Here is an 11,514-nt window from a genome sequence, read left to right as displayed (position 1 = left end):
GCACCACTTCGATCCCGGCGGGAGGTGAACCGCGTGTTCGTCTGCAGTTGCTTCGGCATCACGGAACAGCAGGTCAAGAAGCACGCGGAGGACGGTGCCTGCACCCCACGCCAGATAGCGTCGGCCTGCAAGGCGGGCACGGACTGCGGTTCGTGCGTACGGCGCATCCAGGCGCTGCTGGGCCGGGGCGAGTGGCCCCGCCGTGAGCTCGCGGACCAGGGCAAGCCGGCCCTGAGCGCGCTGGACGAGGCGGCCTAGCTCTCCGGCTGCTCGATCAGCTGCGCGATGTACAGCGCCTCACCGAGCTTCTCCACCAGTTCCAGCTGGGTGTCGAGGTAGTCGATGTGGTGCTCCTCGTCCTCGAGGATCGACTCGAAGATGTTCGCGGACGTGATGTCGCCCTTGTTGCGCATCACCTCGATGCCCCGCTTGAGGCGGTCGATCGCCTCGACCTCGATCTGCCGGTCCGCCTCGAACATCTCCCTGACGGTCTGTCCCACGCGCACATGGAAAAGGCGCTGGTAGTTCGGCAGCCCCTCCAGGAAGAGGATCCGGTCGGTGAGCACCTCCGCGTGCTTCATCTCGTCGAACGACTCGTGCCGCGTGTACTTGGCCAGCTTCGTCCAGCCGAAGTTCTCCTGCATCTTCGCGTGCAGAAAGTACTGGTTGATCGCGGTCAGCTCGCCGGTGAGCTGCTCATTGAGGAATTCGATGACCTCGGGGTCGCCCTGCATCGCTAGGGCTCCTTCCAAGCGGGGGGAACTGGCAGGTTGCGCCGCATGATTGCACCGGCGACGAAGATCGTCCAGTAAGTGTTCGCTTAGTAAGTAAGTGCATGCTTAGTGCTAATTGCCCCGGTTTGGCGGGGGCGGTCAAGTGCACCGTCCGCGGTCTGTCAGGATGGAGTCATGGGTCAGCCGGTGGAGCGTGAATCGGGAGAACGCGATTCAGGAGGAGCAGCAGAGTCCGAGCTTCCCCCGGGCCAGCGTCTGCAACGCGGCTGGCCGGTCACGCATTACGGGCCCGTTCCCAAGTTCCGCCCGGAGCGCTGGGAGTTCAGGGTCTTCGGTGCCACCGCGGACGGCGAGAAGCACTGCTGGACCCACGAGGAGTTCACGGCTCTGCCCTACACCACCGTCGTGGGCGACCTGCACTGCGTCACGAAGTTCAGCATGCTCGGCGCCGAATGGGGCGGCATTCCGGCTCGTACGATCCTTGAGATCGCACCGCCCGCGCCCACGGTCACCCATGTGATGGTGTGGGCCGAATACGGGTTCAGTTCCAACCTCCGCCTGGCGGATTTCGCCTCCGAGCGGACCATCTTCGCCACCCACAAGGACGGCGAACTGCTGACCGCGGAACACGGCTTCCCGCTGCGCCTCGTCGTGCCCCATCTGTATGCCTGGAAGGGCCCCAAGTGGGTGCGCGGCGTGGAGTACATGACCGCCGACCGCCGGGGCTTCTGGGAGGAGCGCGGCTACCACAACGTCGGCGACCCGTGGAAGGAGCAGCGCTACTCCTACCAGGAGGAGCCCGGGGAGGGCCCCGAGCTCTGATGCGGTCCTCGGCGGTCAGTGGTGGTACCCGTGCACCACGGCATGGCCCTTGCCGCGGCCGATCATCCACTTGTTGACGGGCGTCGTCACGAAGAAGGCGAGCGCCAGCGAGATCGCGAGCGACCCCCAGAAGAGCAGGTCGGTCAGTTCCGCGTCCATGGCGTCGGGCCACAGCACGATCACGCCGTTGTCGATCAGCTCCATCACGGCGATGGACAGGGTGTCCGCGGCCAGCGCCACCCGGAAGGCCGTACGGAAGTCGACGCCCGCCCGCAGCACCCCGCGCAGCGTGAGCGAGTAGCCGAAGAGGAACGCGAGCACGATCGCCAGCACCGTCGTCGCCACGTTGCCCCAGCCGAAGGCCGTGCCGATCACCATGCCCAGCACCTCACCGATGGCGCAGCCCGTGAGGCAGTGAAGGGTGGCCTGCGCGGCCATGCTCCAGGTGGCGGCCGCCGGGTGATGGTGCGCTTCCGTGTGGGCGGGTGTGTGCGCGTGTGCCTCGTGCTGCATGGCTGCCCCCAATATCAGGTGACGGTTCCTGTACCGAGCAGGAACCGTATACCCCCCAGGGGTATTCCGGAACGGGTCAGGAATCGCGCAGTTTCTTCAGCCGCTCCACATCGGCCGCATGCCCCTCCTTGCCACCGGGCGTCTCGATGATCAGCGGTACGCCCTCGGTGGCGGGGTGGGTCATCAGCGCCCGGAACGGGTCCTCGCCGATGTGACCTGCGCCGATGTTCTCGTGCCGATCCTTGTGCGCGCCGACCACGTCCTTGGAGTCGTTCGCGTGGATCAGCTTCAGTCGGCCCTCGCCGACCGTGTCCACCAGCAGATCGAGGGTCTGGTGCATACCGCTCGGGCCGGTCAGGTCATGGCCGGCCGCGAAGATGTGACAGGTGTCCAGGCAGACGCCCAGCTTCGGATGCGCGTCCAGGGCCTCGAAGTACGGCCCGAAGTCCCAGGTCCGCGAGCAGAGCGAGGCGCCCTGCCCGGCCGTCGACTCCAGCAGCAGGAACGGATCGTCGTCGTGGGTGAGCTCGTCCAGCAGCGGCAGCAGATGCTCCCGTACCTGCTTCAGGGCCACGGCCCGGTCCCGGCCGCCCGTCGCGCTGCCCGTGTGCACGACCACGCCGAGCGCCCCGATCTCCCGTCCGCGCCGCAGCGAGTGCCGAAGCGACTCCACCGACTTCTCCACGGTCGCCTCGGTGTGCGAGCCGAAGTTGATCAGGTAGGGGGCGTGGACGTACGCCGGGATCGACTCGGCCGCGCACACCTCGCGGAACTCCTCGTCCTGCCGCGGATTGCCGGCGGGCGTGGCCCAGCCGCGCGGGTTGGCGACGAAGACCTGCACGGTCTCGGCCTTCAGGTCGTGGGCGTAGGACAGACCGACGGAGTGGAGGCCACCGGCCACGGGGATGTGGCCGCCGACGGGGTTGCGGGACTGCTGACTCTTCACCCGTTCAGGGTGTCATGCGCCGCGACCTGCTCCGTCACCGGATCTTGATGGTGATCGTCGACCCCTTGGGTGCCGTGTCCCCGCCCTTCACGGACTGGTTCTTGACGGTGTCGCCGAACAGGCCGAGCAGACCGCGGTCCTCGTCGACCTTGAAGCCGGCGTCCTCCAGGGCCTTGTGCGCGTCGTCCACGCTGTCGCCGGTGACGTCCGGGACCTCGACCATCTCGGGGCCCTTGGACAGCGTCAGCGTCACCGTGTCGCCCTCGACGGCCTGGCTGTCGCCCGCGGGCGTCTGCGCCGCGACCTGACCCTGGTCGTACTCGGAGTTGATCTGTGCGGAGGCGACCTTCACCGTCAGGCCCGCGCTCTCCAGATCGGCCTTCGCGTCCTGAAGGTCCTCACCCGTGACGTCCGGGACGTCCACCGGGCTGCCCTTGCTGACGACCAGGGCGATCGCCGAACCCGCGTGCCGCTTGGTGCCCGCCTCGGGAGTCGTGGAGATCACCGAGCCCTTGGGGACGTCCTCGCTGAACTCCCGGGTGACCATGCCCGGCTCGAGCCCGCTCTTCTTCAGCCGGGCCCTCGCCTCGGCCAGCGTCCGCGCCGACACGTCGGGCACCCGCACGGTCTGCGGGCCGTCGGAGATGGTGAGCGCCACCGACCTGTTGTCGCGGATGCGGGTGCCGGGCGCGGGGTCCGAGCTGATGACCGTGCCCCGCTGCACCGTGTCGCTGTACGCGTGCCTGACCGCGCCGAGGTCGAGGCCCGCGTTCTGCAGTTGCCGGGTCGCCTCGGTCTGGGTCTTCGCCAGCACCGGCGGGACCTTGGTGAACTGGCCGGAGTTGATGTACCACACGCCCGTGCCGACCCCGAGTATCAGCAGTACGGCGACGAGGACCGCGAGCGGACCGCGCCGGGAGCGCGCGCCGCGGCGCCGCGGCGGCAGCGGCGGGGGAGTCTCCAGCAGGCTGGTGCGGTGGATCCCGCCGTCGTCCTCGTTCACCGGCAGCGGGCGCGGCACCGTCAGCGCGCGCGGGATCACGCTCGTACGGTCCTCGGAGATGCTCCGGTGGTCCGAGGCGAAGGCCTGCGGCGGCAGCGCGTCCAGCTGGTCCGCGCTGAGCGCGGCGCGCACCTCACGGGCCTGCGCGAGCAGCGCCACCGCGTCCTGCGGGCGCAGGTCACGGGCGCGGGCGGTCGCCGAGGCGACCAGCTCGTCCAGCCGGTGCGCCAGTCCCGGCACGGCGGCCGAGGGCGGCGGGACGTCCTCGTGGATGTGCTTGTAGAGGACGGTGGCCGGGGAGTCCCCGCCGTGCGGCCGGTCGCCGGTCAGCATCTCGTACAGGACGACACCGCACGCGTACACGTCGACCCGGGGGTCGGCCGTGCCGTGTTCTATCTGCTCGGGAGCGAGGTAGGAGACCGTGCCGAGGACGGTCCCTGTGGTGTTGGTGACCGTGTCCACGGACCGCACCAGCCCGAAGTCGGCGACCTTGACCCGGCCGTCGTCCCCTATCAGCACGTTCTCCGGCTTCATGTCCCGGTGCACGAACCCGGCGCGGTGCGCGGCGCCGAGCGCGGCGAGCACCGGCTCCAGGATGTCCAGGGCGGCGCGCGGCTGCAGCGCCCCGCGCTCGCGCAGCACGTCACGCAGGGTGCACCCGGCGACGTACTCCATGGCGAGGTAGACGTACGACCCGTCGGTGCCCTGGTCGAAGACCTGCACCACGTTCGGGTGCGCGAGCCTTGCGACCGACTTCGCCTCGCGGATGAACCGGTCGACGAAGGTGCCGTCGGCCGCGAGCGTCGGGTGCATCACCTTGAGCGCGAGCACGCGGTCGAGGCGGGTGTCCAGGGCCCGGTAGACCGTGGCCATCCCGCCGACCGCGATCCGCGCGTCCACGCGATAGCGCCCGTCGAGCACCTGCCCGACCAGAGGGTCCTGAAGGGTCGTATCCACGCAGGTGAGTGTACGAGCCGCGACTGACAGGGCTGCCGGTTCGGGTGAGATCGGAGCGGGACTGCAGCCGAGCTGTGACGGAGGTCGCACCGGCTTCCGGATCCTGTCGAACGCGCGTTCAGAACGCCGGGCGCTCGGGATCCAGGTGCGCACGCCCCTCCTGGGGCGAGGACGCCTCCGCGAAGTGGCGGCGCGGGATACGGCCCGCCCGGTGCGCAAGGCGGCCCGCCTCCACCGCGTGCTTCATGGCCTCGGCCATCAGCTGCGGCTCCTGCGCCCGCGTCACCGCCGAGGCGAGCATCACACCGGCGCACCCCAGCTCCATCGCGAGCGCCGCGTCCGAGGCCGTACCGGCGCCCGCGTCCAGGATCACCGGCACGCGCGCGTGCTCGGTGATCAGCTGGAAGTTGTGCGGGTTGCGGATGCCGAGCCCGGAGCCGATGGGAGAGCCGAGCGGCATGATCGCCGCGCAGCCGACGTCCTCCAGCCTGCGGGCGAGGACCGGGTCGTCGTTGGTGTACGGCAGCACGGTGAAGCCGTCGTCGACCAGGGTCTCGGCCGCGTCCAGCAACTCGATCGGGTCCGGCAGCAGGGTGCGCTCGTCGGCGATCACTTCAAGTTTGATCAGTTCGGTGCCGAGCGCCTCGCGCGCGAGGCGGGCGGTCAGCACGGCCTCCCCGGCGGTGAAGCAGCCCGCCGTGTTCGGCAGCACCCGGATGCCGAGCTTCTCCAGGACGGACAGCACCGAGCCGTGCACCGAGGGGTTCACGCGCCGCATCGCGACCGTCGTCAGCTCCGTGCCGGACGCCACCAGCGCCCGCTCCAGCACATCGAGGCTGGGGGCACCGCCAGTGCCCATGATCAGGCGGGACGTGAAGGACGTACCGCCGATGACAAAGGGGTCGTCGGCCATGGGTCAGCCTCCTTGGACGGCGGTGAGGACCTCGACGCGGTCCCCTTCGGACAGGGACGTCGACGGCCACTGCGCGCGCGGGACGACGGTTTCGTTCAGGGCGGCGGCCACTCCGGAGGGAGCCGGGGTGAGCGCGCGGACGACGGTGTCGAGAGCCGTGCCGGAAGCGAACTCCCTGGGCTCCCCGTTGACGGAGATGATCATGCGGGCTGCTCCAGGAGCGCGAAACGCTTGGGGGTGAACGGGCGTGCCTCGTCGGGGAGTTCACCGGTGGCCAGGGCGTGCGCCATCGCGTCGCCGGTGACCGGGGTGAGCAGCACGCCGTTGCGGTAGTGGCCGGTGGCCAGCAGCAGACCGGGCAGCCCGGTCGGACCGAGCAAGGGCGCGTTGTCCGGGGAGCCGGGGCGCAGACCGGCCCGTGTCTCCGTCAGCGGCAGCTCGGTGATCCCGGGGACCAGCTCGTGCGCGTCGCGCAGCAGCTCGTACACGCCGCCCGCGGTCACCGTCGTGTCCCAGCCCAGCTCCTCGCTGGTCGCGCCGATCACCAGCTCGCCGTTCTCGCGCGGCACCAGGTAGACGTGACTGCCGCGGACGACGGCGCGCACGGTGCGGCTCAGGAACGGCGCGTACCGCTTCGGCACGGTCAGCCGCAGCACCTGCCCCTTCACCGGCCGCACGGGCGGCAGGACGTCGTCCGGGACGCCCGGCAGCCGCCCGCTGAGGCTGCCCGCGGCCAGCACCACCTGGCCCGCGCCCAGCTCGGTGCCGTCGGTCGTGGTGATGCCGGCGGCCCGGTCCCGTACGACATGGAACCGCTCGGCCCACGCCCGGTGGAACACCACTCCGGCCCGCTCGCACGCGACGACCAGTGCGCGTGCCAGTCGCCGCGGGTCGATCTGGTGATCGCCGTCCACCCGGAGGCCGCCGCGCACGCCCGGGGCGAGCATCGGCTCCAGGCGCCGGCACTCGCGCCCCGACAGCCACTCCGACTCCAGGCCCGACTCCCGCTGCAGGGCGTGCAGTTCACGCAGATGGGCGCGGTCGTCGGCGTCGAGGGCGACGGCGAGCGTGCCGCACTGGCGGTAGCCGAGGTCCTGGCCGGTGAGGTCGGTGAGCTCGGCAGCGAAGTCCGGGTAGCGGCGGGCCGACTCCAGATTGAGGCCGAGCAGGGTCTGCTCGCCGTAGTGCAGCTCCGTGACCGCGGCCAGCATCCCGGCGGCCACCTGGGCGGCCCCGCCACCCGGCTCGGGGTCCACCACAGCCGTGGCGAAACCGCGCTGCGCGGCCCGCCAGGCCGTGACCAGGCCGATGATTCCGCCCCCGATGACGAGGACGTCTGACGTACGTGACGACATGGGCGTCCAGCCCCTCCCTTCGCCGGCATGACCCGGATCAGGTTCGTACGGTCGGAGGCCGCCAGCCTCCCTCTCAGCCCGGTGCGTCCGGGCTCCCGCGAGTGCTTGTACGTTGGCCACCCTAGCCCGACCCGCCGCGCCTCTGTAAGGGAGCCTTCCGTCATGCCGCGTTCGCTGGACGGCCTCGTCCTCGCCCCCGTCGCCGACCAGGCCCCAGGTCAGGTGGGTACGCGGACCCGGTTCAGGTACCACGAGCAGGGCGGCGAGATCTGGGCCGAGTACGCGGGCGGGGACGTCGTGCGCGGGCATCTGGTGGGTACTCGGTCAGGTGACCGGCTGGACTTCCGGTACGTCCAGCTGAAGCGCGACGGGACGACCTCCTCGGGGCACTGCGTCTCGGCTGTCGTGGAGCTGCCGGACGGGCGGGTACGGCTGGAGGAGACCTGGGAGTGGGAGTCGCAGTCGGGCAGCGGGAGCAGTGTTGTGGAGCAGGTCACTGAGCACGACTCCTGACTGACGAATAGTCAGTTGTCTATGGTGATCAGGTGAGCGAGCAGACGCGGAAAGTGAGCACGTCACCGGCGCGGCGCGTGGTCGTCGTCGGCGCGGGCATGGCCGGTGTCCAGACCGCGGTCGCCCTGCGGGAACAGGGCTTCACCGGGACCGTGACGGTGATTGGCGCCGAGCCCCATCAGCCCTACGACCGGCCGCCGCTGTCCAAGGCCGTCCTGCTCGGCAAGTCCGAGGGCTCCGCCTTCGACGTCGACTTCGAGGCGCTCGGCATCGAACTGCGGCTGGGGTGCGAGGTGCTCGGCCTGCGCGCCGGCGAGCACGAGCTGGACACCGAGACCGGGACCGTGCCGTACGACGTCCTGGTCCTTGCGACCGGCGCCGAACCGATCACGCTGCCCGGCACCGAGGGCGTGCCCGGCGTGCATCTGCTGCGCACCCTGGACGACGCCGAGCGGCTGCGGCCCGTGCTGGCCAGGCAGCACGACATCGTGGTCGTCGGGGCGGGCTGGATCGGCGCGGAGTTCGCCACGGCCGCGCGCGAGACGGGCTGTTCGGTGACCGTCGTCGAGGCCGCGGACCGGCCGCTCGCCGGCGCGCTGCCGGCCGAGGTGGCCGCACCGATGGCCGCCTGGTACGCCGACGCGGGCGCCGAACTGCGTACGCACGCGCGCGTGGAGCACATCGAGCCCGGCGCGGTCGTCCTCGACGACGGCTCCCGGCTGCCCGCGGGCGCGGTCGTGGTCGGCATCGGCGCGCGCCCGGCAACGGCCTGGCTGGCCGGCGCCGGCATCGAGCTCGGCGCACACCGCGAGGTCGTGGCCGACGCCCATCTGCGCACCTCGGCACCCGACGTCTACGCGGTCGGCGACTGCGCCTCCTTCCCTTCGGGGCGGTACGGCGAACGGCTGCTGGTCCACCACTGGGACAACGCCCTCCAGGGCCCGCGCACGGTGGCCGCGAACATCATCGGCGAGGCCACCGGAGAGCCGCCCGCCGTCTACGATCCGGTCCCCTACTTCTGGTCCGAGCAGTTCGGCCGCTTCGTCCAGTACGCCGGCCACCACACCGCCGCCGACACGACCCTGTGGCGCGGCGACCCCTCGGGCCCCGCCTGGTCCGTCTGCTGGCTGCGCGAGAGCCGCCTGATCGCCCTGCTGGCGGTCGGCAGGCCGAGGGATCTCGCGCAGGGCAGACGGCTGATCGAGGCGGGCACCCCGATGGACCCGGAGCTGCTCGCGGACCCGGCGCGGCCCATGAAGACGGCCACGGCGTAGTACGCAGGACGGCCGCCACGAAGGGACGCGAAACCCCAGGTCGGGCGGTTCTGGCTTCCGACTGTCAGTGCGGGATGGCAGGCTTGAGTGCGTGACCGAGATTGACGCAAAGATCGATGCTCTCGTCCCCGCCTGGCTCACCCTGCCCGACATCGCAGAGATGCTCGATGTCGAGGTGACGCGTGTGCGGCAGCTGGTCAAGGAGGGCCAGCTCATCGCCGTACGCCGAGGTGAGAACCGCGCACTGCACGTCCCCGCCGCATTCATCGACGAGGCCGAGCAGAAGGTCGTCAAGGGCCTGACCGGCACCCTGACGCTCCTGAGGGACGACGGCTTCACCGACGAAGAGATGATCGAGTGGCTCTTCACCCCCGACGACAGCCTGCCCGGCACCCCCGCGCAGGCGCTGAGCGAGAATCGCGGTACGGAGGTGAAGCGCCGGGCCCAGGCGCTCGCCGTCTGATCCGAACAGACTGAACCGAACACCGTCCGGCGTACGGGCCGAGGTCCGCACAGGCAAGGCCGCGGCCGCGGTCCGTCGCGGCCCGGCCGCCGCCCGTACGCCGCCGACCTGGAACGACACCCACGGGGGACCCTCGTATGCCCGACACCGCCACCGCCGCACGCGCCGAGCTCGCCGACGCCCGCGTCTACCTCTGCACGGACGCCCGCAGGCGCCAGGGCGACCTGCCGGAGTTCCTGGACGCCGTCCTGGCGGGCGGGGTCGACATCGTGCAGTTGCGCGACAAGGGCATGGAGGCAGCCGAGGAGCTGGAGCACCTGAAGGTCTTCGCCGAGGCCTGCGCCCGCCACGGCAGGCTCCTCGCCGTCAACGACCGCGCGGACGTCGCGCATGCCGCCGGCGCCGACGTGCTCCACCTCGGCCAGGGCGACCTCCCGGTCCCCGCGGCCCGAGCGATCCTCGGCGAGGGCGTGCTCATCGGCCGCTCCACCCATGCCGAGTCCGAGGCCGCCGCGGCCGCCGTCCAGGAGGGTGTCGACTACTTCTGCACCGGGCCCTGCTGGCCGACCCCCACCAAGCCCGGCCGCCACGCCCCCGGCCTCGACCTGGTCCGATACACCGCCTCCCTGGGCACCGAGCGCCCCTGGTTCGCCATCGGCGGCATCGACCTCGGCAACCTCGACGAGGTGCTGGAAGCAGGCGCCCGCCGCGTCGTGGTCGTCCGCGCGATCACGGAGGCCGACGATCCGGGAGCGGCGGCGCGGGAGTTCGCCAAGCGGCTGCGGAGCGCGTAGCGCGGCGCGGGCCGGGACTGTCGTGGCGCAGCTCCGACCGGGGCCCGCCGTCCGACGTATTGTCCGATGGGCGTCAGGCGGATTGTCGGATGGGAGTCCGGCAGATTGTCCGACGGGATGCGTGGCAGCTTGTCGGACGGAATGTCCGGCTGCTTGTCCGAAGAATGTCCGCCAGGTTGTCCGATAGGTGGACAACAAATAGACAAATCCGGCAAATGTCCCCCATCCGGTTGGGGAGCCGCCGCCCCCTGACTAACCTGCGGGTATGGCCCTCGGAACCGCATCCACCAGGACTGACCACGCGCGCACGGTGCGTGACATGCTCGCGACCGGCAAGACGACGTTCTCGTTCGAGTTCTGGGCTCCCAAGACGGAGAAGGGCGAACGCAACCTCTGGAACGCACTGCGCAGGGTCGAGGCCGTGGCCCCCAGCTTCGTCTCCGTCACGTACGGGGCGGGCGGCTCCACGCGCGCGGGCACGGTGAAGGCGACCGAGCAGATCGCCGCCGACACCACGCTCACCCCGGTCGCCCACCTCACCGCGGTCAACCATTCCATCGCCGAGCTGCGCAACATCATCGGCCAGTACGCCGACGCCGGGATCCGCAACATGCTCGCCGTGCGCGGCGACCCGCCCGGCGACCCCATGGGCGACTGGGTGCCGCACCCGACGGGACTGACCTACGCCGCCGAACTCGTCCAGCTCATCAAGGAGTCGGGCGACTTCTGCGTCGGCGTCGCGGCCTTCCCGGAGATGCACCCGCGTTCCGAGGACTGGGACACGGACGTCGCCCACTTCGTCGACAAGTGCCGGGCCGGCGCCGACTACGCCATCACACAGATGTTCTTCCAGCCGGAGTCCTATCTGCGGCTGCGTGACCGGGTCGCCGAGGCCGGCTGCGACACCCCCGTCATCCCCGAGGTCATGCCCGTGACCAGCGTGAAGATGCTGGAGCGGCTGCCTCAACTCAGCAACGCGCACATCCCCTCCGCCCTGAAAGAGCGGATCCTCACAGCAAAAGACGATCCGACCGCTGTACGCTCCATTGGCATCGAATTCGCCACGGAGTTCTGCGCACGGCTGCTGGCCGAGGGAGTGCCCGGACTGCACTTCATCACGCTCAACAACTCCACGGCGACTCTGGAAATCTACGAAAACCTGGGCCTGCACCACCCCCCGCAGGCCTAGACCGGCCGCACGGGTATACGACACACTGCGTAGCGGCG

14 protein-coding genes and 1 riboswitch are annotated in these 11,514 nt (G+C 70.6%); of the genes, 7 read left to right on the top strand and 7 right to left on the bottom strand.

Features of this window, described 5'->3' with window-relative positions:
* The first annotated feature begins 24 nt into the window (after positions 1-24).
* Positions 25-258 (top strand): (2Fe-2S)-binding protein, encoded by a 234-nt coding sequence (locus ABT254_RS16860; RefSeq protein ID WP_351469904.1) that lies wholly within the window; start codon positions 25-27, stop codon positions 256-258.
* Here the strand turns inward: ABT254_RS16860 and bfr are convergent.
* Positions 255-734 carry a bacterioferritin gene (gene bfr / locus ABT254_RS16855; protein ID WP_351469901.1) on the bottom strand — a complete coding sequence of 160 codons (480 nt, stop codon included), beginning with the start codon at positions 732-734 and terminating at the stop codon, positions 255-257. The genes ABT254_RS16860 and bfr overlap by 4 nt on opposite strands.
* Positions 735-908: 174 nt before the next feature.
* On the opposite strand from bfr, the gene ABT254_RS16850 reads away from it, so the two are divergent.
* Complete coding sequence (locus ABT254_RS16850) at positions 909-1,556, top strand: sulfite oxidase-like oxidoreductase (protein WP_351469898.1); 648 nt, start codon at positions 909-911, stop codon at positions 1,554-1,556.
* A gap of 15 nt (positions 1,557-1,571) precedes the next feature.
* On the opposite strand, the gene ABT254_RS16845 is transcribed toward ABT254_RS16850, so the two are convergent.
* The 6 genes from ABT254_RS16845 to thiO form a co-directional block, all read right to left on the bottom strand.
* A complete protein-coding gene (locus ABT254_RS16845) occupies positions 1,572-2,069 on the bottom strand; it encodes a DUF4396 domain-containing protein (protein WP_351469895.1) in 498 nt (165 codons plus the stop codon).
* Positions 2,070-2,145: 76 nt separating this feature from the next.
* The gene (locus ABT254_RS16840; RefSeq protein ID WP_351469892.1) at positions 2,146-3,015 is read right to left on the bottom strand and encodes a deoxyribonuclease IV; all 870 of its coding nucleotides are present in this window, start codon (positions 3,013-3,015) and stop codon (positions 2,146-2,148) included.
* A gap of 34 nt (positions 3,016-3,049) precedes the next feature.
* Positions 3,050-4,975, bottom strand: a complete 1,926-nt coding sequence (pknB, locus tag ABT254_RS16835; protein ID WP_351469889.1) for a Stk1 family PASTA domain-containing Ser/Thr kinase — start codon at positions 4,973-4,975, stop codon at positions 3,050-3,052.
* Positions 4,976-5,093: 118 nt separating this feature from the next.
* Positions 5,094-5,888, bottom strand: coding sequence for a thiazole synthase (locus ABT254_RS16830; RefSeq protein WP_351469886.1), 795 nt, complete (start codon positions 5,886-5,888; stop codon positions 5,094-5,096).
* Positions 5,889-5,891: 3 nt separating this feature from the next.
* Positions 5,892-6,092 carry a sulfur carrier protein ThiS gene (gene thiS, locus ABT254_RS16825; RefSeq protein ID WP_351469883.1) on the bottom strand — a complete coding sequence of 67 codons (201 nt, stop codon included), beginning with the start codon at positions 6,090-6,092 and terminating at the stop codon, positions 5,892-5,894.
* Positions 6,089-7,243 carry a glycine oxidase ThiO gene (gene thiO / locus ABT254_RS16820; RefSeq protein WP_351469880.1) on the bottom strand — a complete coding sequence of 385 codons (1,155 nt, stop codon included), beginning with the start codon at positions 7,241-7,243 and terminating at the stop codon, positions 6,089-6,091. The genes thiS and thiO overlap by 4 nt, the downstream gene beginning before the upstream one ends.
* Positions 7,241-7,352, bottom strand: a riboswitch (TPP riboswitch). It overlaps the preceding gene by 3 nt.
* A 53-nt stretch (positions 7,353-7,405) precedes the next feature.
* Here thiO and ABT254_RS16815 point away from each other — a divergent pair.
* The 5 genes from ABT254_RS16815 (at position 7,406) to metF (ending at position 11,476) form a co-directional block, all read left to right on the top strand.
* Positions 7,406-7,756 carry an avidin-fold protein gene (locus ABT254_RS16815; protein WP_351469877.1) on the top strand — a complete coding sequence of 117 codons (351 nt, stop codon included), beginning with the start codon at positions 7,406-7,408 and terminating at the stop codon, positions 7,754-7,756.
* Positions 7,757-7,788: 32 nt separating this feature from the next.
* The gene (locus ABT254_RS16810) at positions 7,789-9,030 is read left to right on the top strand and encodes an NAD(P)/FAD-dependent oxidoreductase (protein WP_351469874.1); all 1,242 of its coding nucleotides are present in this window, start codon (positions 7,789-7,791) and stop codon (positions 9,028-9,030) included.
* Positions 9,031-9,121: 91 nt separating this feature from the next.
* Positions 9,122-9,493, top strand: coding sequence for an Rv2175c family DNA-binding protein (locus ABT254_RS16805; RefSeq protein ID WP_351469871.1), 372 nt, complete (start codon positions 9,122-9,124; stop codon positions 9,491-9,493).
* A gap of 137 nt (positions 9,494-9,630) precedes the next feature.
* Positions 9,631-10,287, top strand: coding sequence for a thiamine phosphate synthase (gene thiE / locus ABT254_RS16800; RefSeq protein ID WP_351469868.1), 657 nt, complete (start codon positions 9,631-9,633; stop codon positions 10,285-10,287).
* A gap of 265 nt (positions 10,288-10,552) precedes the next feature.
* Positions 10,553-11,476 (top strand): methylenetetrahydrofolate reductase [NAD(P)H], encoded by a 924-nt coding sequence (metF, locus tag ABT254_RS16795; RefSeq protein WP_351469866.1) that lies wholly within the window; start codon positions 10,553-10,555, stop codon positions 11,474-11,476.
* The last annotated feature ends 38 nt before the right edge of the window (positions 11,477-11,514 follow it).

The sequence above is a fragment of the Streptomyces sp. NPDC001137 genome (genome assembly GCF_040298885.1).
Taxonomy (GTDB): domain Bacteria; phylum Actinomycetota; class Actinomycetes; order Streptomycetales; family Streptomycetaceae; genus Streptomyces.
The sequence above is the reverse complement of the archived record's forward strand: the minus strand, read 5'-3'. Positions and strand labels throughout refer to the sequence as shown.